A 21,039-nucleotide genomic window follows, 5' to 3' on the forward strand; every position below is an offset into this window, starting at 1 on the left:
GATGACTCCTGTTGTTGTCAGAGGGATTTGCGCAGGCTGACCGGCGGGATGTTGAGGGACTCGCGGTACTTGGCGATCGTGCGCCTCGCCACGACGATTCCCTGTTGGCCGAGGATTTCGGCGATCCTGGCGTCGGACAGCGGCTTCTTGCTGTCTTCCGCGTCCACCAGCTGGCGAATCAGCGCGCGAATCGCCGTGGAGGAAGCCGCACCGCCGGTGTCGGTCGCGACATGGCTGCCGAAAAAGTACTTGAGCTCGAAGACCCCGCGCGGCGTCGCCATGTACTTCTGCGTGGTGACGCGCGAGACGGTGGATTCGTGCAGCTCGAGCTGGTCTGCGATCTCCCTTAGGGTGAGTGGCCGCATCGCCACGTCCCCATGATCGAAGAACTGCCGTTGCTGGTCAACGATGGCCTGGGACACGCGCAGGATGGTGTCGAAGCGCTGCTGGACGTTCTTGATCAGCCAGCGCGCCTCCTGCAGCTGTCCACCCAGGCCGCCGCCCTGTGCGCGGTTCTGCTGCAGCAGACTGGCGTAGAGGCGATTGATGCGCAGACGCGGCATCGCTTCCTGGTTCAGGCTCACGGTCCATTGGCCGCGCAGCTTGCGCACGACGACGTCGGGCAGCACGTAGCGCGTCTCGGCGGTGGAGTAGCGCGAGCCGGGGTGGGGGTCGAGGCTGCAGATCAGGGCCTGCGCTTCGCGCAGACCCTCGTCGTCACAGCCGGTGAGCTTGCGGATACGGGCGAAGTTGCGCTCCGCGAGCAGTTCGAGGTGGCTGGTCACGATCTCGAGAGCGAGAGGGCGTATCGGGCACTCGGGCAAGGCCTGGAGCTGCAGGGCCAGACATTCCTGCGGGCTGCGCGCGCCGATCCCGGCCGGCTCGAGGCTCTGCACGTGGCGCAGGGCGATGGCGAGCTCGTCGAGATCGACCTCGGCGTCCTGCGGCAGCAGCTCGAGGAGATCTTCCAGCGGCTGGTGCAGGTAGCCGTCGTCGTCGAGCGCCTCGATCAGGAAGCGCACCAGCGCGCGGTCGCGGTCGGACAGGGGCGAGAGGGCGACCTGCTGGTCGAGGTGTTCGCGCAGCGACACGCCGGCGGCCTGGATGTCCTGGTAGTCGCCGTCCTCGTCGTCCTCGCTGCGGCTGGACGCGCCCTGACCCACGTTGGACCAGTCGATGCCCTCGTCCTCGCTGCTGCCTTCGCCGCCCTCGTGCGTGATCGACTCGCCCGCCGGTTCGGCGGCGGGTTCCGGCGCGGCTTCGCGCTCGGGCGCGTTGCCCGGCGGCGGCGCGGGGGCGTAGTCGACGCCGCCGTCGCCATCCTCGCGCTCGAGCATGGGATTCTCGAGCAGCACGCGCTCGATCTCCTGGTTCAGCTCGATCGTAGACAGCTGCAGCAGCTTGATCGACTGCTGCAGCTGGGGCGTCAGCGTGAGGTGCTGGGAGAGCTTGAGCTGGAGGCTGGGTTTCATCGCGGTCGGCAGGAGGGCGGGCTCACAGGCGGAAGTGCTCGCCGAGGTAGACCTGGCGCACGCGCTCGTTCTCGATGATCTCGGTAGGTTCTCCGCTCGCCAGCACGCGACCTTCGCTGATGATGTAGGCGCGGTCGCAGATGCCCAAGGTCTCGCGCACGTTGTGGTCGGTGATCAGCACGCCGATACCGCGCTCCTTGAGGAAGCGGATGATCTTCTGGATGTCGATGACCGCGATCGGATCGACTCCGGCGAAGGGCTCGTCGAGCAGGATCAGGCGCGGGTCGGTGGCGAGCGCGCGGGCGATCTCGCAGCGCCGGCGCTCCCCGCCCGAGAGCGAGATCGCGGTGTTGTCGCGCAGGTGATGGATGCCCAGTTCCATCAGCAGTTCCTCGAGCCGCTCCTCGATCTGGCGGCGTTCGAGCCCCTGGAGTTCGAGCACGGCGCGGATATTCTCGGCCACGCTGAGCTTGCGGAACACGCTCATCTCCTGCGGCAGGTAGGACAGGCCCAAGCGCGCGCGGGCGTGGATCGGCAGGTGGGTGAGGTCGGTGCCGTCGAGGGCGATCTGGCCGCCGTCGGCGCGCACCAGACCCACAATCATGTAGAAGCAGGTGGTCTTGCCGGCGCCGTTGGGACCGAGCAGGCCGACGACCTCGCCCGAGCCGACCTCGAAGCCGACGTCATGCACCACGGTGCGCGCCTTGTAGCGCTTTTGCAGGCCGGCGACCTTAAGCAGACTCATCGTAGGGCTCTTTCAGCAGCTTGCGGATCAGCTCGGGGGCGAAGCCCCGGGTTTGCAGGAAGCGCGCCTGGCGCGCCCATTCGCGTGCGTCGGCGGGTGGGGTGGCGAAGCGGCCGCGCAGCACCGCGCGCGCCCGCTCGATCTCGGATTCTACGCACTCGTCGGCGAGCGCCTCGTCGATCCGGTCACGGTCGATGCCTCGCCGCACGAGCTCGTTGCGCAATCGTGCGGTGCCGAAGCGCGCCGCCTTGCCGCGCACGAAGGCCTCGGCGTAGCGCTCGTCGGACTGCAGGCCGAGCTCGCGCATGCGCTCGAGCACCGCTTCGATCTCGGCCGGCTCGCCATGGGGTGCGAGCTTGCGCGCAAGTTCGGCGCGCGAGTGGTCGCGCCGGGCGAGATGGCGGAGCGCACGTTCGCGCAGGCTCGGCTCGCCCATGTCGGCGTCGACGGGGTCAGGCCTCGGCCGGCGCCGGGGCGGACGCGGCGGCGGGCGGCAGCTCGGGCAGGCCGACCGCGACCCGCACCTTGTTCTCGATCTCGCGGGCCAGCACCGGGTTGGCGCGCAGGAACTCGCGCGAGTTGTCCTTGCCCTGGCCGATCTTGTCGCCCTTGTAGGCGTACCAGGCGCCCGACTTGTCAACGATCTTGTGCTCGACGCCGAGGTCGATGATCTCGCCTTCGCGCGAGATGCCCTCGCCGTAAAGGATGTCGAAGTGGGCTTCCTTGAACGGTGGCGAGACCTTGTTCTTGACCACCTTGACGCGGGTCTCGGAGCCGACCACCTCGTCACCCTTCTTGATCGTGCCGGTGCGGCGGATGTCCATGCGCACCGAGGCGTAGAACTTGAGCGCGTTGCCGCCGGTGGTGGTCTCCGGGCTGCCGAACATCACGCCGATCTTCATGCGGATCTGGTTGATGAAGATCACCAGGGTGTTGGTGCGCTTGATGTTGGCGGTGAGCTTGCGCAGTGCCTGCGACATCAGGCGGGCCTGCAGGCCGGGGAGCTGGTCGCCCATCTCGCCCTCGATCTCGGCCTTGGGCGTGAGCGCGGCGACCGAGTCGATGACCACGATGTCCACGCCGCCCGAGCGCACCAGCATGTCGGCGATCTCGAGCGCCTGTTCGCCGGTGTCGGGCTGCGAGATCAGCAGATCCTCGATGTCGACGCCGAGTTTTTCCGCGTAGCCCACGTCGAGCGCGTGCTCGGCGTCGATGAAGGCCGCGGTGCCGCCGAGCTTCTGCATCTCGGCGATGACCTGCAGGGTGAGCGTGGTCTTGCCGGAGGATTCGGGGCCGTAGATTTCGACCACCCGACCGCGCGGCAGACCGCCGAGCCCGAGCGCGATGTCGAGTCCGAGCGAGCCGGTGGAGACGGTCTGGATGTCGCGCTCGATGCTGCCGTCGCCCATGCGCATGATCGAACCCTTGCCGAACTGCTTTTCGATCTGCGACAGCGCCGCGGAGAGGGCTTTGGCCTTGTTTTCGTCCATGGAAGTGCGTCCTGTTTGATTGCCTGATTATGGCACAAAGATTGCAGACATGCGGGGTGCAGGCCTGATGCCGTAAGTGTAGAGCCTGTATGCAATTACAGCAAACATGTCATGGGGATTTCCGGCGCGGGGCTGCGTCCGGCGAAGTGGCGAGGGTGGCGGTTCGGATTTCCCGGCCCCGTGCGCCCTGCGCCCCTCAGACGCAGCGTTCGAGTACGCCTTGCAGGGCGAGGATCACCGTCTGCCGGCGCACCGCGGCGCGGTCGCCGTCGAGATGGACGGTGACGACCCCGGTGGGGCGGTCGCGCCGTGCCCAAGCGAGGCAGACCGTGCCGACCGGCTTGGCGGGGCTGCCTCCACCCGGTCCCGCGACCCCGGACACGGCCACCGCGAGGTCGGCGCGGCTGTGGTCGAGCGCGCCAGCGGCCATTTCGCCCACGGTGGCTTCGCTGACCGCGCCGTGCGTCTCCAGCGTCGCGGCGCGCACGCCGAGCATTTCGGCCTTGGCGTCGTTCGAGTAGGTCACGAAGCCGCGGTCGAACCAGCCCGAGCTGCCGGCGATCGCGGTGACGGCCTCGGCGATCCAGCCGCCGGTGCAGGACTCCGCGGTGGCCAGCCACAGCCTGCGGTTGGCGAGGGCTTCGCCCACCCTGCGCGCGAGGGCGTCGAGTTCGTGATCGGTCATGGTCTCAGCTCCCCAGCAGGTGGACCAGCACCGCGAGCGCCAGCAGGGTGTAGCCGGCGGCGACGAGGTCGTCGAACATGACCCCGAAGCCGCCCTTGAAGCTGCGGTCGGCCCAGCGCACCGGAGGCGGTTTGACGATGTCGAAGAAGCGGAACAGTGCGACCGCGATCGCCTGCCACAGCAGCCCGGCGGGGGTGAACAGCAGCACCAGCCAGATCGCCACCATCTCGTCCCAGACGATGCCGCCGTGGTCTGGCACCCCCAGCGCTTGCCCGGTGCGCTCGGCGGCGAGCACGCCGGCGAGGAAGAAGCTGGCGAGCAGTGCGAGGAAGACGAACTCCGACACCGGGGTGCGGATCAGTGGGTAGATCGCCCACCCGAGCAGGGTGCCGACCGTGCCCGGCGCCCACGGCGACAGCCCGGCGCCGAAGCCCAGCGAGATGAAGTGGGCGGGGTGGCTCATCAGCAGGCGGGCGGTGGGGCGCATGGTCGTTTCGAGAGGTGGGCCGGATCGGGCCTCAGGCGAAGTGATCGTAGCCGCATGCGGCCGGGGCCGCCAGGCCGCCGTCGGCCTCGCGCAGCAGCAGGCGCTCGCGTCCGGGGGTGAATTCGCCGATGCGATGCAGGGGGAGGTCGAGTCGGGCCGACAAGGCATCGATCTCGGCACGGTGTCGGGGCGCGGCCGCGAACAGCAGCTCGTAGTCGTCTCCGCCCGCGATCAGGCAGCGCCGGCACAGCGCGGGATCGGCGCCGCTGGCGGCGAGCGCGGCGAGCGGCAGCGCCGCGACCTCGACGATGGCACCCGTGCCCGAGCATTCGAGGAGGTGTCGCAGATCGCCGAGCAGGCCGTCGGAGACGTCCAGCATCGCGCTCGCCAGGCTGCGCAGCGCGAGCCCGAGCGCTACGCGCGGCTGCGGCCGTTGCAGGGCGTCGACGAATTCGGCGTGGTGGATGGCGTCCAGGCCGGTTTCGCCGCGCAGCGCCGCGAGCCCGAGCGCGGCGCGGCCGGGCTGGCCCGAGATCCACAAGTCGTCGCCCGCGCGCGCTCCGCCACGGGTGATCGCGGCGCCGGCCGGGACCTCGCCGACGATGGTCACTGAAAGCGTCAGCGGTCCGCGCGTGGTGTCGCCGCCGGCGAGGTCGATCGCGAAGGCGTCGGCGCAGGCGAAGAAGCCGCGCGCGAACGCAGCGATCCAGGCCTCGTCCGCCTGCGGCAGCGCGAGCGCGAGGAAGGCCCAGCGCGGCTCGGCGCCCATGGCGGCGAGGTCGGAGACGTTGACCGCGAGCGTCTTCCAGCCTAGCCCTTCCGGGTCGGTGTCGGCGAAGAAGTGGGTGCCGGCCACCAGCATGTCGGTGGACACCGCCAGCCGCATGCCGGGGCGCGGCGCGAGCAGGGCGGCGTCGTCGCCCACGGCGAGCTCGGTGTGGCGCGCGGGGCGGGTGAAGTGGCGCCGGATCAGGTCGAATTCGGAGGGCATGGCGGCAAACGTCGGGCAGCGGACCGCGAGCTTACCGCGGATGCGGACGGACGCGCTGCGGTCGATGCGCGGCGGTGGCCGGAGGGGCCGGTTCGCGGCTTGCGCCGCTCCTGCAGGGGGTCAGCCGTGGCGGCCGAGCAGCTTCGCCTTGAGGGCGTCCCAGTCCACCGCGTCGAGCGTGTTCTTGACCAGCAGGCCGAGATCGGTGTCGCCTTCCATGCGCAGGCGGCGGCTGAAGAAAAGGGTGTCGGGGTCTTCCTCGCGCAGTGCCAGCGCCATGAAGTCGCGCGTGGTGGCGGAGAGGATCAGGTCCGGTCTGGCGCCCGCGGCCGGGGTGGCACGGCGGAAGCCGCGCTCGCCGAGGGTGAAGTCGAGCGTCAGCCCGGCGTCGAGCACACGCATCTGCAGGTGGCGGCCGCTCAGCGGTTCGAGGGTGTCGCGCGGCAGGATGCGGTCGAGCGCGAGGTTGAGCGCGAGCGTGAGCACGTGGGTCGGCGGCTGCTGGGGCAGGCGCGACACCAGCTTCGCCACCGGGGCGGGCACGGTGAAGTCGGGGATGCGCAGGGTGGCGAGGCGTTCGCCGATGCGCTGGCGCAGGCTGCCGGGCAGCAAGTGCGAAGGCAGCGGCGGGCGGGGCAGGGCAGGCAGTGCGGGCATGTGCGGACTCCGGGTTTGCAGCAGGTCGGAAAGGGGTCAGGCGGCGACGTACTGTTCGACGCCGGCGCGGCCGTGCCAGAAGCCGTTGCAGGGCTCCTCGACCATCCACTCGCGGCTGGCGGCGAGCGCGTCCGCCGGACCGCGCTGCTCGTCGAGCGCGGCGCGGAAGAGTTCGACGATCTGGCGAGTGTGCGCCCCTTGCGGGCTGATGCGCAGCACCTCGGCGCTGGCGCGCACGGCGGGCAGGTCGCCGAGCAGGTTGTGCACCCGTGCAGACTGGGTCTGCACGCCGTTGAGCGTCAGGAAGGGCGCGCCCTCGCGGGTGCGCAGCGTGATCCCGTCCATGATCGACAGGCAGCGGAACTCGCAGGTGTCCTTTTGCAGGTTGAAGTGGCGGGCGGTGAAGCAGCGCGCCGAGTGCGCCAGTGGCAGGCGGCCGTAGGCGAAGACTTCGGTCTCGATCGGCCTGGCGAGCGCGGCGCGCACCTCGGCGAGCGCCGCGCCCGACATCTCGGGGGCGACCGCCCAGCGCGTCGCGCCCGAGTCGATCATGAGCTGCAGCGTCGTGGGGTTGAAGATGTTCAGCGTGGGGCCGGCGATCCAGTTGTCCACGCCGGCCTCGACGAGCAGGCGCACCGCGCCCATGTCGTTGGCCTCGACGCGGAAGTCGTGCTGCCGGACGATGCGGCGCAGGGTCTTGAGGTCGGACTCGGATTCGATCAGGGCCTGCGAGCTGATCACCACCTCCTTGCCGGCGGCGGCGAGAACCTTGCCGACCTCCAGCCAGTCGTCCAGGCGCAGTTCGTGGCGGCGCGAGCACACCGTCTCGCCGAGATAGACGCTGTCGAGCGGGGCTTCGGCCAGGTCGGCGTAGAAGTCGAGCACGCTCTGGTGGGGCCAGTAGTAGAGCAGGGGGCCGAGGGCGAGTTTCATCGGGCGGTTCTCATTCGGATGGGGGGGCTCGACGCCGCGGGCGGGCGCGCTGCGGGCGCCTGCTCCGCGCGGCGGCGATCGGATCGGGTCGGGACGGCGCGGGCGGTCGGCGCGAGGCTCACTTCCACGGGCGGTAGTAGGCGCCGAGGGTGTGGCTCTGGCCTTCGGAGACCTTGTTGAGCTCGGCCATCCACGCCGGCAGCACGCTGAAACCTGCGGCGCCGCCGCTGTTCAACTTGTCGAGCGCGGCACGCCACACCTTGGTGACCTGGGCGACGTAGGCCGGGCTGCGCTGGCGACCCTCGATCTTGATCGCGCGGATGCCGATGCGCGCGAGTTCGGGCAGCAACTCGAGCGTGTTGAGGCTGGTGGGCTCCTCGAGGGCGTAGTAGGTCTCGTCGTTGACCTCGAAGCGACCCTTGCACAGGGTGGGATAGCCGGCACGCTCGCCTTCGGAGAAGCGGTCGATGAGGATGCCGTTGAGGCGCGTCTCCATGCCGCGCGGGGTGTCTTCCCAGCGCACGTGCTTGCCCGGCGAGCAGGCGCCGTTGCAGTTGGGCGACTCGCCGGTGGCGTAGGCCGACAGTGCGCAGCGGCCCTCGACCATCACGCATAGGCCGCCGAAGCCGAACACCTCGATCTCGACTTGGGTGTTGGCGACCACGCTCTCGACCTGGGCCATCGACAGCACGCGCGGCAGCACCGCGCGCTGGATGCCGAAGCGTTCGCGGTACCAGTTGATCGCCTCGTAGCTGGTCGCCGAGCCCTGCACCGACAGGTGCAGGCGCAGCTGCGGGTGGGTCTTTGCGGCGTAGGCCATGAGCCCGGGATCGGCGAGGATCACCGCGTCAACGCCGTAGTCGGCGGCGCGGTCGATCGCCTGTGTCCAGGACGACCAGTTGTCGGTCTGGGGATAGGTGTTGAGCGCTAGCAGCACCTTGCGCTTGCGTGCGTGCGCATAGGCGACACCCTCGCGCACCTGCGCCGGATCGAAGTTGAGCCCGGAAAAGTTGCGTGCGTTGGTGGCGTCCTTGAAACCGAGATAGACGCAGTCGGCGCCGTGATCGATGGCCGTCTTGAGGGCCGGGAGGCTGCCCGCGGGGCAGACGAGTTCGATCGGGGAAGACACGGACATGGAGCGGGGTTTCCAGAGGAAAAAAACGCCGCAACCATAAACGAGACCGGCGACCGACGCGTTGATCACCATCAAACGCATCGGCCGCCGGTGCGGGCTGCACGCACCCGGGCGGGCGCGGGACGGTCAGCGATGCGTGTGGTGGGTGCCCGCCGCCGCATGGTGGCCGCCGATGTGCGGGCGGTGGTGCGGCTGCCGGCCGATCAGTCCACCCGCCAGCATGCCGAGCGCGCTCGCCGCCACGCCGTAGAGCTGGGGCTCGATGTCGCCTTCGGGGACGAAGAGCTCGAAGAGGATCCAGGTCGACAGGCCGAGGATGATCGCCAGCGCGGCGCCGAGGTTGTTGGCGCGCTTCCAGAACAGGCCGGCGGCGAGCGGCACGAAGGCGCCGGCCAGGGTGACGCGGTAGGCGTTCTCGACCATCTCGTGGATCGAGGATTCGGTGCTGGTGGCGTACCAGGTGACGAAGGCTGTGAACAGCACCACGGTGATGCGCGTGCTGAGCAGGAAGGCGCGGTCGCCCATGCCCGGGAAGAAGCCGCGCAGCACGTTCTCGGAGAAGGTCACCGAGGGGGCGAGCAGGGTGCCGGAGGCGGTCGACATGATGACCGACAGCAGCGCGCCGAAGAAGATCACCTGGGCGTAGAAGGGCATGTACTGCAGGATCAGCGTCGGCAGGATGAGCTGCGAGTCCTGCTCCATCAGGCGCTCGACCATGCCGGGATCGATGATGTTGGCGGTGTAGGCGAGGAAGAGCGGCACCGCGGCGAAGAAGAAGTAGCTCACCCCGCCGAGCGTCGTGCCCCAGATCGCGACGCGCTCGTTCCTGGAGGAATTCACGCGCTGGAACACGTCCTGCTGCGGGATAGAGCCGAGCGCCATGGTGGCGAACGCGGCGATCCAGGCGACGATCTCGACCGCGTCCAGCGCGGGCAGGAACTCGAACTTGCCTTCGGCCGCGGCCTTGGCGATCACGTTGTCGAAGCCGCCCGCCATGTCGCCGGCGATCCAGCTCACCCAGACCAGGCCGATCACGATCACGATCATCTGCACGAAGGTGGTCATCGCCACCGACCACATGCCACCGAACAGGGTATAGACGAGGACGACGCCGGCGCCGATCAGCATGCCCTGGTTCATCGTGACCGCGTCGCCCGAGAGCACGTTGAACACCAGCCCGAGCGCGGTGACCTGCGCCGCCACCCAGCCCAGGTAGGAGAGCACGATGCAGATCGACAGCACGAGTTCGGTCGTGCGGTTGTAGCGCACGCGGAAGAAATCGCCCAGCGTGAGCAGGTTCATGCGGTACAACGGGCGGGCGAAGACGAGGCCGAACAGCACCAGGCAGGCCGAGGCGCCGAGCGGGTCGGAGATCAGGCCGTGGAAGCCTTCCTCGAGGAAGGTGGCGGAGATGCCGAGCACGGTCTCGGCGCCGAACCAGGTGGCGAACACCATCGCCAGCACGACGATCATCGGCAGGTTGCGCCCTGCGGTGATGTAGTCACGCGCATTGTGCACCCGGGTGGCGGCATACAGGCCGATGCCGATGGAGACGACCAGGTAGGCGACGACAAGCCAGAGCAGCATGGTTGGGCCTTTCGTGTTGGCGCATCCGCGCGCGGTGAGCGAAAAAAGAGGGCGCGAGTGTACCAACAGAACGCCGCCGCGGGGGGCGGGATGCGCGCGCCAAGGGCTTGATCGTTCGCGCTTTATTGCATGGGCGCAACGTCGGCGTTCAATGCCGCGGCGCGCGTCAGCCGAACAGGCGGTAGAGCTCCAGGCCGAGCAGGCCCATGGCGACGGCGCCGATGAAGAGCAGCAGGCGGCCCTGGGTGCGTTGCCCGGCGGCGAGCTCTTCGAGGCGCTGCTGCTGGGCGCTCTGGTGACGGGCCGATTCGGTGAGCGCCTGATGCACCAGGCGCGGCAGCTGCGGCAGGGTGCCGGCCCAGGCCGGCGCCTCTTCCTTGACCCCGCGCACCAGCGCGCGCACGCCCATGCGCTCGTCCATCCAGCGCTCGAGGAAGGGCTTGGCGGTCTTCCACAGATCGAGCTCGGGGTCGAGCTGGCGGCCCAGACCCTCGATGTTGAGCAGGGTCTTCTGCAGCAGCACGAGCTGCGGCTGCACCTCCATCTCGAAGCGGCGCGCGGTCTGGAACAGGCGCAGCAGGGTCTTGCCGAAGGAGATGTCCTTCAAGGGCTTGTCGAAGATCGGTTCGCACACGGTGCGGATCGCCGCCTCGAACTCGTCCACCCGCGTCTTTGCCGGCACCCAGCCGGCCTCGATGTGGGCGAGCGCCACGCGCCGGTAGTCGCGCTTGAAGAAGGCGAGGAAGTTGGTCGCGAGGTAGTTCTTGTCCACCTCGTTGAGCGTGCCCATGATGCCGAAGTCGAGCGCGATGTAGCGCCCGTCCTGATGCACGAAGATGTTGCCCGGGTGCATGTCGGCGTGGAAGAAGCCGTCGCGGAAGACCTGGGTGAAGAAGATCTCCACGCCGGCACGGGAGAGTGCTTTCAAATCGGTGCCCTGGGCGAGCAGCGCCGGCGTCTGCGAGATCGGCACGCCGCGCATGCGCTCCATCACCATGACCTTGCTGCCGCACCAGTCCCAATACACCTCGGGCACGATCAGCAGCGAGGAGTCGGTGAAGTTGCGCCGCAGCTGCGAGCAGTTGGCCGCCTCGCGCATCAGGTCGAGCTCGTCGTGCAGGTACTTGCTGAACTCTGCGACCACCTCGCGTGGCTTGAGGCGGCGGCCTTCGGGCCAGATCTTCTCCAGCAGCACCGCGGCGACTTCGAGCAGGGCGAGGTCGTGCTCGATGACGCGCTCGATGCCCGGGCGCAGCACCTTGACCGCGACGTCGGTGCCGTCGGGCAGGCGCGCGAAATGCACTTGCGCCACCGAGGCCGAGGCCACCGGCGTGCGCTCGAAGTCGTCGAAGACCTCGTCGATCGGACGACCGTAGAAGCCTTCCAGCACTTCGAGCGCCTGCTCGGTCGGGAAGGGTGGGACGCGGTCCTGCAGCAGGGCGAGCTCGTCGGCGAGGTCGGGCGGCAACAGGTCGCGCCGGGTCGACAGCATCTGGCCGAACTTGACGAAGATCGGCCCGAGCGACTCCAGCGCCTGGCGCAGGCGCGCGCCGCGCGACTCGGAAAAGGTGCGCCAGAAGAAGACCTTGTGCCACACGTGCGCCAGCCGGCCACTGCTGTCGGCGTCGAGCACCATGCGGTCGAGGCCGAAGCGCAGGCTGACGGAGACGATCTTGGCGAGGCGGAAGAGGCGCACGTTAACAGGCCGGGCAGACGCAAACCGCGGACTTTAGCCCGAAAGCGCCTGCGGGGGAACGGGCGGGAGCGCACCGCAGCGCAACCTGCGCTCACATCCTCGCCGGGGCGGACCGTGCCGATCCGCTATAATCGCGCGTTTCGAATTCATTCCGAGTGCCATGAGCGCCGATCCCAAAGTCCTGCTGACCGACCTGCTCCAGACCGCGCTGAAGAGCGTGGCGCCGGAGCTGGCAGCCACCCCCATCCTGCTGGAGCGCCCCAAGCAGGCGAGCCACGGCGACTTCGCCACCAACCTCGCGCTGCAGCTCGCCAAGCCGCTCAAGCGCAACCCGCGCGAGCTCGCCGGCCTGCTGCTCGCCGAGCTGCCGCCCTCGAAGCTGGTCGCCAGGGCCGAGGTCGCGGGCGCCGGCTTCATCAACTTCACGCTCGCCTCCGACGCCAAGACCGCGGTGGTGCGCGAGGTGCTGGCCAAGGGCGCGGATTTCGGCCGCGGGGCAGGCAAGGGCATCAAGGTGCAGGTGGAGTTCGTCTCCGCCAACCCCACCGGCCCGCTCCACGTCGGCCACGGTCGCGGCGCCGCCTATGGCGCCTCGCTCTCGGACGTGCTCGCCTTCGCCGGCTACGAGGTCAGCCGCGAGTACTACGTGAACGACGCTGGCCGCCAGATGGACATCCTGGCGCTGTCGACCTGGCTGCGCTACCTCGCCTTCTTCGGCATCGAGATTCCCTTCCCGCCCAACGCCTACCAGGGCGACTACGTGGTCGACATGGGCCGCGAGATGCGCGACGCCCACCAGGACCGCTTCGCCAAGGTCACCGCCATGCAGATCCTGGCCGGGACGCCCGGCCTGCCGCCTTCCGATCGCAAGGACGACGAGGCCAAGCAACAGCGCGAGGAACACCTCGACGCGCTGATCGCCAACGCCAAGAAGCTGCTCGGCGAGGACTACCCTTGGGTGCACGGCTTCGCGCTCAACGAGCAGCTCGGCGATGGTCGCGAGGACCTGCAGGAGTTCGGCGTGCGCTTCGACAAGTGGTTCTCGGAGCAGAGCCTGTTCGACACCGGCCTGGTCGAGCGCGCGGTGATCCAGCTCGAGAAGGCCGGTCACATCTATCTCCAGGACGGCGCGAAGTGGTTCCGCTCCACCGCCTTCGGCGACGAGAAGGACCGCGTCGTGCAGCGCGAGAACGGCCTCTTCACCTACTTCGCCTCCGACATCGCCTACCACCTCAACAAGTACGAGCGCGGTTTCGACCGCATGATCGACATCTGGGGCGCCGACCACCACGGCTACATCCCGCGCGTGAAGGGCGCGATCGCCGCGCTCGGGCTCGATCCGGCCCGACTGGACGTGGCCTTGGTGCAGTTCGCGGTGCTCTACCGCGACGGCCAGAAGACCTCGATGTCCACCCGCTCGGGCGAGTTCGTCACCCTGCGCGAGCTGCGCCGCGAGGTGGGCAACGATGCCTGCCGCTTCTTCTACGTGCTGCGCAAGTCCGACCAGCACCTCGACTTCGACCTCGACCTCGCCAAGAGCCAGAGCAACGAGAATCCGGTGTATTACGTCCAGTACGCCCACGCCCGCGTGTGCTCGGTGCTCGACCAGTGGGGCGGCGAGGCCGCGGAGCTGGCCGGTGCCGACCTCGGCCTGCTGCAGAACGAGCGCGAGCTCGCGCTGTGCGCGCGTCTGGCGAGCTTCGCCGAGCTGGTGCAGGACGCCGCCGCCGGCTACGCGCCGCACCAGATCGCGTTCTACCTCAAGGATCTCGCTGCCGACTTCCATAGCTGGTACAACGCCGAGCGCATGCTGGTCGAGGACGAGGCGCTCAAGCTCGCCCGCCTCGCGCTCGCCGCGGCGGTGCGCCAGGTGCTGGTCACCGGCCTGAAGATGCTGGGCGTGTCCGCGCCCGAGTCGATGTGATGCAGGGGGGGCAATCGTGAGTCGAGATCGCGGCCCGGTCCGCAAGCCGGCGCGCGCACCGGCCAAGAGCGCCGGCGGAACGCTGATCGGCATCTTCATCGGCCTCGTCTTCGGTGCGCTGATCGCGGCTGGCGCGGCGTGGTACTTCACCCGCAGCAATCCCTTCCAGGCTGCACCGGTGGCGCCGCGCGTGCAGGCGCCGGCGGCGCAGGGGCCGGCGGCGCTGCCCGGCAAGCCGGGCGACCGCCCGGTGGCCAAGCAGGATTTCGAGTTCTACCGCATCCTGCCGCAGGGCGACAACGTGCCTTCGTCGGCGGCGCAGGTCGTGCCGGTGCCCGCGCCCCAGGTGCAGGCGCCGCCCCCGCCCGTGCCCGCGCAGCAGGCCCCGGCGCCGGTGGTCGAGGCCTCGCCGCAGCCCGCGGCGGTGACGCCGCCCGCGCCCCAGCGCAACGAGCGCATCTACCTGCAGGTGGGCTCGTTCGAGAATCCGTCCGAAGCGGACAACCTCAAGGCGCGGCTGGCGCTCTCGGGCATCCAGGCGAGCGCGCAGCGCACCCAGCTGCCCGACGGGCGCATCGTGCACCGCGTGCGCGTCGGTCCCTTCGCCAAGCCCGAGGACATGAACCCGATGCGGGCCCGCCTCTCCGATGCGGGTTTCAATGCCTCGGTGAGCCGCAACCAGTGAGCCTGGACACGCTGCGGATTGAACGTCCGTGCGCCGTCCGCGTCTCACCCAGCCTCAGTCAAAGGAGTTCCGCATGAATCGTCGTGATGCCCTCAAGCTGGCCGGCCTGGCCCTCGCCCTTCCCGCCGCCTCGGTCGTGCAGGCGAACGAGCCCTTCCAGATCATCGAGCCGGCACAGAAGGCGGACGATCCCTCGAAGATCGAGGTGCTCGAGTTCTTCCACTACGGCTGCCCGCACTGCCGCGACTTTCATCCGCTGATCACCGCGTGGAAGAAGAAGTTGCCGGCCGACGTCGCCTTCCGCGCGGTGCCGGCGGTGTGGAACAACGCCCAGCTGAGCGGTCTCGCCCGGCTGTTCTACGCCGCGCAGATCACCGGCGATCTCGCCGCGCTCGAGCCGGCGATCTTCGCCGCGGTGCAGGACGACAAGCGTCCGCTGTTCAACGAGCAGCAGGTTTCCGAGTGGGTCGCCGGCAAGGTGGGCGATGCGGCGAAGTTCGTCGAGACCTACAAGTCTTTCGGCGTGGGTTCGATGGTGCAGCGCGCCGACCAGCTCGCGCGCGCGCTGAAGATCCAGGGCGTGCCGTCCATGGTGGTCGGCGGACGCTACCTGACCTCGGCCTCGCTCACCGGCAGCCACGAGAATACGCTCAAGGTCGCCGACGAGTTGATCGCCCGCGTACGCAAGGAGCGCGGCTGAAGATGAGCGATCGTGGCGCCAGCGCCGTGCCGCAGGCGGTCGAGGCCGCCGAGCGCCGCCGCATTCAGCGCTTCCTGGCCCAGCGCCGTGGCCAGCCTTGGTTCTGGGTGATGATCGGCGACGAGCGCATTGAGCTGCGCGACATCTCGGTCGATGGTTTCGCCATCGCCGCCGAAACGCCTCCGGCGGGCGGCGAGCCTTTCGACTTCGTGCTGCAGCGCGAGGGCGTTCCCGACCACATCCGCGGTCGGGCGCAGGCGGTGAATTTCATCGCTGCGAGCGGGCAGGCGGGCTGCCGCTTCCGCGCGCTCGAGGGCGATGGCGCCGAGCGCTTGCGCGACTGGCTGATCGCATTGGTGATCATGAACGCGAGCGTGCGCATCAGCGAGAAGGACGCGGCGGCAATCGTCGAGGGGCCGTCGCTGATCTGAAACTTCCTGACGTGCCCGGCAGTCGTGGGGGACGGACGTTGCTCTGGAGGTAGCGACGTCCGTCCCCCACGGCCTTTCAGGCGCGCGTGGGCTGCTGCCGTCGCGCGCGGCGAGTCTGCGCGAACCAGACGAAGCCCAGCAGCGCGAGCGCGGGCACGAACATCCATTCCCTCGACGGACGGTCGACGGACGGTACCTCGATGCGGGCGATCCTGTACCCCTGCTCCAGCCCCAGCTTCTCGCTCTGGCTCCCGAAGCGCACCGCGGCGACCTGGACTTCATCTCCAAGGCTCATCAAGGTCAGCCCGACCCTGCCCAGGCGCTCCCTGGCGCTGGGCGCAGTGTCGCCGAGCGGAAGCAGCATGCCTTTCGAGACTTCCTCGCCCTCGAGCGAAATCCCCTCCACCCAGATGCGCAGGTTGTCGTTGCGTGGAGCCTCCTCGACCAGGCGGGTCAGCTCCGAAGCCGGCAGCTCCTGATAGGGTGGGTACAGCATGTCCATCCAGAAGCCCGGGCGGAACAGCGTGAAGGTCACCAGCAACAGCAGGATCGACTCGTGCACGCGGTTGCGGGTGATGAACCAGCCCTGGGTGGCCGCCGCGAACATCAGGTTCGCCACGATCGCACTCGATACCGTCAGGGCGAACAGCCACACCGAATCGACGCCGATCATCAGCAACTGGGTGTTGAAGATGAACATGAAGGGCAGGATCGCCGTCCGCATCGAGTACAGGAAGGCCTGCACGCCCGCAGCGATCGGGTCGCAGCGTGCGATCCCCGCGGCGGCGTAGGAGGCGAGGCCGACCGGTGGGGTGACGTCGGCCATCAGGCCGAAGTAGAAGACGAACATATGCACCGCGATCAGCGGGACGAGCAGGCCGCTTTGCGCGCCGACCTCGACCACGACCGGCGCCATCAGGGTCGACACCACGATGTAGTTCGCCGTGGTGGGCAGGCCCATGCCGAGGATCAGGCAGATGACCGCGACCATGACCAGCATCACCATCAGATTGCCGCCAGACACCGCCTCGACGAACTCGGTGAGCACCAGGCCGACACCGGTCAGCGTGACGGTGCCGACGATGATGCCGGCGGTCGCGGTCGCGATGCCGATGCCGATCATGTTGCGCGCCCCGGTGACCAGGCCGGTGTGGAGGTCGGCGAAGCCCTGCCGGGTTGCCTCACCCACGTTGCCGGTGTTGCGGAAGATCGCCTTGAGCGGGCGCTGCGTGACCAGGATGAAGATCATGAACAGGGTCGCCCAGAACGCCGACAGCGCAGGCGAGAGCTCCTCCACCATCAGGTTCCAGATCAGCGCGACCACCGGCAGCAGGTAGTACAGGCCCGTCTTCAGCGTCGGGCCGGTCTCCGGCAGCTCGGTCAGGGGGCTGCTGGGGTCGTCCATGTGCAGCTCGGGGTGCCGCGTCGCGTACCACAGCAGGCCGATGTAGCAGCCGAACATGAGCACCGCGACGATGATCGCCGAGGCGTCGCCTGCCAGCGCCTTGATCCAGCCCATGCCGTAATAGACCGCCCCGGCAAGGACGATCAGGCCCGACACGGTGAGGCCGAAGGACAGCAGGCGATGTCCGGCGGATTTCGTCACCCGGCGCGGCAGCCCGCGGATGTCGGCCTTGAGCGCCTCGAGGTGCACCACGTAGAAGAGCGCGATGTAGGAGATCAGCGCCGGCAGGAAGGCATGCTTGATGACCTCGGTGTAGGGAATGCCCACGTACTCGACCATCAGGAAGGCCGCAGCGCCCATGACCGGCGGCATGATCTGGCCATCGACCGAGGCCGCGGCCTCGACCGCCGCCGCCTTCTTGGGCGCATACCCCACGCGTTTCATCAGCGGGATCGTGAAGGTGCCGGTGGTGACGACGTTGGCGATCGAGGAGCCGGAGATCAATCCCGTGCTCGCGGAAGCCACCACGGCGGCCTTGGCCGGGCCGCCGCGCAGATGCCCGAGCAGCGAGATCGCCGACTTGATGAAGTAGTTGCCGGCGCCCGCGGTCTCGAGCAGGGAGCCGAACAGCACAAAAAGGAAGATGAAGCTGGTCGATACCCCGAGGGCCACCCCGAACACGCCCTCGGTGGTCAGCCACAGGTGGCTCATCCCCTTCGCCAGCGAGGCGCCGCGGTGGGCGATCATCTCCGGCATGTAGGGGCCCAGAAAGACGTAGCCGATGAACACCACCGACAGCACGACCATGGGCAGGCCGAGTGCGCGGCGTGCGGCTTCGAGCAGCAGGATCAGGCCGCACACGGCCACCGCGAGGTCCGTCGTGGTCGGCAGGCCGGGGCGGGCGGCCAGTTCCCTGTAGAAGAGGAACAGGTAGCCCATGCAGAACGCCCCGACCGCTGCAAGTACCCAGTCCCCGAGCGGGATCCGGTCGCGTGGAGAGCGCTTCAGTGCCGGGTAGGCGAGAAAGGCGAGAAACACGGCCAGTGCGAGGTGGATCGAGCGCGCCTCGGTGTCGTTGAAGACGAACATGCCGAGCGAGAACGGCAGCGGCGAGGCGATCCAGAGCTGCATCAGGGACCATGCCAGCGCGACCAGCACGATGAGCCGCGCCGGCCATCCGGTCGGCTTGCGCCCACCCGTGTCGGCCTCGGCGACGATCTGGCGGAGCTGTTCGTCGGTGAGCTCGAAACCGTGTTCTTGTTTTTCCGGGCTGGCCATGGCCTACCTCGTCGTGAAAGTCCGCATTCGACGGACGATGGAAAGAAAACGGCGAGGGCCTCGGGACCGCCGCCGTTCTCGTGACATCGGGCTTGCTCGCCAGGGATGTGGCAAGCGGTGGACTTACATCCAGCCCTTTTCCTTGTAGTACTTCACCGCGCCCTCGTGCAGCGGGGCCGACATGCCGTTCTTGATCATGTCCTGCGGCTGCAGGTTGGCGAAGGCCGGGTGCAGCTTCTTGAAGTCCTCGAAGTTCTCGAACACCGCCTTGACCATGATGTAGACCGACTCCACCGGCACCTTGGCCGAGCTCACGATGCTCGCCACCACGCCGAAGGTCTTGGTCGCATCCGGGTTGTTGGCATACATGCCGCCCGGGATGGTGACCGGAGCGAAGTAGGGGTACTGGGCGAGGATCTTGTCCACGCCCGCGCCGGTGATCGGCACCAGCTTGGCGCCGCAGGTGGTGGTCGGGTCCTGGATGTTGGCCGCCGGGTGGCCGACCACGAAGGCGAAGCCGTCGATCTTGTTGTCGCATAGCGCGGCGCCGTGCTCGTCGGGCTTGAGCTCGGAGGCGAGCGAGAAGTCGGCGAAGCTCATGCCCATCGCCGGCAGAAGCACCTCGAGGGTCGCGCGCTGGCCCGAACCCGGGTTGCCGATGTTGAAGCGCTTGCCCTTGAAGTCCTCCATCTTGCCGATGTTGGCTTCCTTGCGCGCCAGCACGGTGAGCGGCTCGCCATGCAGCGAGAACACCGAGCGCAGGTCTGCGAAGGCGCCGCCGTCCTTGAACTGGACCTCGCCCTTGAGCGCGTTGTACTGGATGTCCGACTGCGAGACGCCGAAGTCGAGTTCGCCGGCCTTGATGGTATTCACGTTGTACACCGAACCGCCGGTGCTTTCGACCGAGCAGCGCACGCCGTGCTGGGCGCGGTCCTTGTTGATCAGGCGGCAGATCGCGCCGCCCGCGGCGTAGTAGACGCCCGTGACACCCCCGGTACCGATCGTGATGAACTTCTGCTGGGCGTGCGCGGGGGCGGCGCCGAGCGAGCCGGCGATTGCGAAGGCGGCAGCCAGGGCAGTCAGTCTTTTCATGTGAGCTTTCTCCGTGAAGGTGGAACGCCGGCTGGCCGAAGGGGCGCCGACAGGGAGGACACGTGCTGCGGATCGGGGCGGGAGCCGGGTGGCCGCGAAAGCGGCCACGAGCGCCCACCAAGAATGGCCAAGCTTGGCACAAAACGATTCCTGCCTGCACTCGGGATTTCCCGAGGTGCGCGGCTTGCACATGAATTCCCCGCAGGGCGCGAGGGCGGGAGGGTGTGGCGCGATAAGATGCGGCTCCGCACGTTTCATCCGAGCATTGACCATGCATTCCAAGGCTTCACAGGACGGGTGCCCGACCTGGATCGACGCTGCCGGGCGGCTGCATTCGCCCGCCGGCGCGGACGCGCGCATCGTCTCCCTGGTGCCCTCCCTGACCGAACTGGTGTTCGACCTCGGCCTGGGCGAGCGCCTCGTCGGGCGCACCGGCTTCTGCGTACACCCGCGCGAGGCCTTGCGCGCCGTTCCCAAGGTCGGCGGGACGAAGGACGTCAATCTCGCGCGCATCCGCGAGCTCGCGCCCACGCATGTTCTCGTCAACATGGACGAGAACCGCCGCGAAACCGTCGACGCGCTCGCCGCCTTCGTGCCCCACATCGTCGTCACCCATCCCAACACGCCGCAGGACAACCTGGTCCTCTTCGCGCTGCTCGGCGGCGTCTTCGGCGCTGAAGGAGCCGCCGCCCGGCTCGCCCACGAACTGCGCGCAGTGCTCGACGAGGCCGCGGCGTTGCGCGCGGCGCTCGCCGGCGAGCGCGTGCTCTACCTGATCTGGCGCGAGCCCTGGATGACGGTGGCGCGCGACACCTACATCGCCGCCACGCTCGCCGAGGTCGGCTGGAGCACCCTGCCAGCGGTGGAAGGTGGCGAGACCGGAGCGGCGCGCTATCCCGCCTTCGACTGGAATGCGCCCTGGCTCGCCGGAGTCGAGCGCGTGCTGCTGTCCACCGAGCCCTACCGCTTCCGCGCGGCGCATCTCGCCGAGGTCGCGCGCCTGGCTGCGCGCCCGGCGCTGCTGGTCGATGGCGAGATGGTGTCGTGGTACGGTAGCCGTGCCGCGCGCGGCCTGCGCTGGCTGATGGCGCTGCGGCGCGGGCTGGCGTGAGCCGGGGGCTCAGGCCGGCGTTGCGCGCGGCTGTGCGAGCGTGTGCTGCACTCGTTCCGGGGTGAGGATGGCGAAGCGCTCGCGTACGAGGCGGTGGCGCGCCAGGCGCAACAGGGCTTTGTCGCGGGTGATCAGCGTCGCCATGCCGGCGGCGCCGGCGATTTCGAGGAACTTCTGGTCGTCGGGGTCGCGACAGCTGGGGAGCGTGCCGGCGTCGGCATCGTCCGCCAGCACTGCGATGCGGTCGATGTAGCGTGCGCGCAGGCCATCCTGGCGGCCCGGGTCGAGACCGAACTGCGCATAGGCGAGCACGCGGCGCAACTCTTCCAGCGCATCTGCACGCGAGACCAGGCGGCACGATCCTGCGTCGATCCACGCGCGTAATGCCTCGAGCGCGGGGTCGCGGAACATCCACAGCGCGAGCACCGTGTTGGTGTCGAGCACGAGGGTGGGCGGCAGGGGGGCTTGCGAGGAGGGTTCGGTCACGTTCGCAGTGGGTGAGCCGGGTCGCCGGCGCGGCGATGCAGCGTGGTGA

The 21,039-nt window shown here is 68.8% G+C and carries 20 protein-coding genes; 5 read left to right on the plus strand and 15 right to left on the minus strand.

Translation table 11 applies throughout. The annotated features are described in order from the left end of the window. Positions 1–17 precede the first annotated feature (17 nt). From ACZ5PP_RS15615 to ubiB, 12 genes are all read right to left on the minus strand, one after another. The gene (locus ACZ5PP_RS15615) at positions 18–1,472 is read right to left on the minus strand and encodes an RNA polymerase factor sigma-54 (protein ID WP_464826232.1); all 1,455 of its coding nucleotides are present in this window, start codon (positions 1,470–1,472) and stop codon (positions 18–20) included. Between the two features lie 22 nt (positions 1,473–1,494). After that, positions 1,495–2,217 carry an LPS export ABC transporter ATP-binding protein gene (gene lptB, locus ACZ5PP_RS15620; protein ID WP_004306760.1) on the minus strand — a complete coding sequence of 241 codons (723 nt, stop codon included), beginning with the start codon at positions 2,215–2,217 and terminating at the stop codon, positions 1,495–1,497. Next, a complete protein-coding gene (recX, locus tag ACZ5PP_RS15625; RefSeq protein ID WP_276662687.1) occupies positions 2,204–2,653 on the minus strand; it encodes a recombination regulator RecX in 450 nt (149 codons plus the stop codon). Before recX ends, lptB begins: the two co-directional genes overlap by 14 nt. Before the next feature lie 16 nt (positions 2,654–2,669). Beyond that, positions 2,670–3,707, minus strand: a complete 1,038-nt coding sequence (gene recA / locus ACZ5PP_RS15630; RefSeq protein WP_004306766.1) for a recombinase RecA — start codon at positions 3,705–3,707, stop codon at positions 2,670–2,672. Between the two features lie 196 nt (positions 3,708–3,903). Continuing rightward, entirely contained in the window at positions 3,904–4,392 is a 489-nt protein-coding gene (pncC, locus tag ACZ5PP_RS15635; RefSeq protein WP_464826233.1) for a nicotinamide-nucleotide amidase, read from the minus strand. A 4-nt stretch (positions 4,393–4,396) separates the two neighbouring features. Next, on the minus strand, positions 4,397–4,879 hold the full coding sequence (locus tag ACZ5PP_RS15640; protein WP_004306772.1) for a phosphatidylglycerophosphatase A family protein: 483 nt from the start codon (positions 4,877–4,879) through the stop codon (positions 4,397–4,399). 31 nt (positions 4,880–4,910) lie between these two features. Then, positions 4,911–5,870, minus strand: a complete 960-nt coding sequence (gene thiL / locus ACZ5PP_RS15645) for a thiamine-phosphate kinase (protein WP_464826234.1) — start codon at positions 5,868–5,870, stop codon at positions 4,911–4,913. A 120-nt stretch (positions 5,871–5,990) separates the two neighbouring features. Continuing rightward, entirely contained in the window at positions 5,991–6,527 is a 537-nt protein-coding gene (ubiT, locus tag ACZ5PP_RS15650) for a ubiquinone anaerobic biosynthesis accessory factor UbiT (protein WP_004306779.1), read from the minus strand. A gap of 36 nt (positions 6,528–6,563) precedes the next feature. Further along, on the minus strand, positions 6,564–7,460 hold the full coding sequence (locus ACZ5PP_RS15655) for a U32 family peptidase (RefSeq protein WP_004306781.1): 897 nt from the start codon (positions 7,458–7,460) through the stop codon (positions 6,564–6,566). A 118-nt stretch (positions 7,461–7,578) separates the two neighbouring features. After that, positions 7,579–8,595, minus strand: coding sequence for a ubiquinone anaerobic biosynthesis protein UbiU (ubiU, locus tag ACZ5PP_RS15660; protein ID WP_012584597.1), 1,017 nt, complete (start codon positions 8,593–8,595; stop codon positions 7,579–7,581). 126 nt (positions 8,596–8,721) lie between these two features. Next, positions 8,722–10,182: a high affinity choline transporter 1 gene (locus tag ACZ5PP_RS15665; protein WP_012584598.1), complete on the minus strand. Its 1,461-nt coding sequence runs from the start codon at positions 10,180–10,182 to the stop codon at positions 8,722–8,724. Positions 10,183–10,348: 166 nt separating this feature from the next. Next, complete coding sequence (gene ubiB, locus ACZ5PP_RS15670) at positions 10,349–11,878, minus strand: ubiquinone biosynthesis regulatory protein kinase UbiB (RefSeq protein WP_004306790.1); 1,530 nt, start codon at positions 11,876–11,878, stop codon at positions 10,349–10,351. A 160-nt stretch (positions 11,879–12,038) separates the two neighbouring features. Between ubiB and argS the strand changes: the two genes are divergently transcribed. The 4 genes from argS (at position 12,039) to ACZ5PP_RS15690 (ending at position 15,618) form a co-directional block, all read left to right on the plus strand. Further along, positions 12,039–13,802 (plus strand): arginine--tRNA ligase, encoded by a 1,764-nt coding sequence (gene argS, locus ACZ5PP_RS15675; RefSeq protein WP_464826235.1) that lies wholly within the window; start codon positions 12,039–12,041, stop codon positions 13,800–13,802. 16 nt (positions 13,803–13,818) lie between these two features. After that, entirely contained in the window at positions 13,819–14,487 is a 669-nt protein-coding gene (locus tag ACZ5PP_RS15680) for an SPOR domain-containing protein (protein WP_464826236.1), read from the plus strand. Between the two features lie 73 nt (positions 14,488–14,560). Next, entirely contained in the window at positions 14,561–15,187 is a 627-nt protein-coding gene (locus ACZ5PP_RS15685) for a thiol:disulfide interchange protein DsbA/DsbL (protein WP_012584602.1), read from the plus strand. Between the two features lie 2 nt (positions 15,188–15,189). After that, positions 15,190–15,618 (plus strand): PilZ domain-containing protein, encoded by a 429-nt coding sequence (locus tag ACZ5PP_RS15690; RefSeq protein ID WP_004312080.1) that lies wholly within the window; start codon positions 15,190–15,192, stop codon positions 15,616–15,618. A 76-nt stretch (positions 15,619–15,694) separates the two neighbouring features. Here the strand turns inward: ACZ5PP_RS15690 and ACZ5PP_RS15695 are convergent, their stop codons facing one another. Both ACZ5PP_RS15695 and ACZ5PP_RS15700 read right to left on the minus strand, forming a co-directional pair. Beyond that, the gene (locus ACZ5PP_RS15695) at positions 15,695–18,301 is read right to left on the minus strand and encodes a TRAP transporter permease (protein WP_464826237.1); all 2,607 of its coding nucleotides are present in this window, start codon (positions 18,299–18,301) and stop codon (positions 15,695–15,697) included. 123 nt (positions 18,302–18,424) lie between these two features. Next, on the minus strand, positions 18,425–19,393 hold the full coding sequence (locus tag ACZ5PP_RS15700) for a TAXI family TRAP transporter solute-binding subunit (protein WP_464826238.1): 969 nt from the start codon (positions 19,391–19,393) through the stop codon (positions 18,425–18,427). 271 nt (positions 19,394–19,664) lie between these two features. On the opposite strand from ACZ5PP_RS15700, the gene ACZ5PP_RS15705 reads away from it, so the two are divergent. Then, positions 19,665–20,504 (plus strand): helical backbone metal receptor, encoded by an 840-nt coding sequence (locus tag ACZ5PP_RS15705; RefSeq protein WP_004312076.1) that lies wholly within the window; start codon positions 19,665–19,667, stop codon positions 20,502–20,504. A gap of 9 nt (positions 20,505–20,513) precedes the next feature. On the opposite strand, the gene ACZ5PP_RS15710 is transcribed toward ACZ5PP_RS15705, so the two are convergent. Then, entirely contained in the window at positions 20,514–20,990 is a 477-nt protein-coding gene (locus ACZ5PP_RS15710) for a PIN domain-containing protein (protein WP_004312075.1), read from the minus strand. Between the last annotated feature and the right edge of the window lie 49 nt (positions 20,991–21,039).

It is taken from the genome of Thauera sp. DNT-1 (assembly GCF_055393985.1).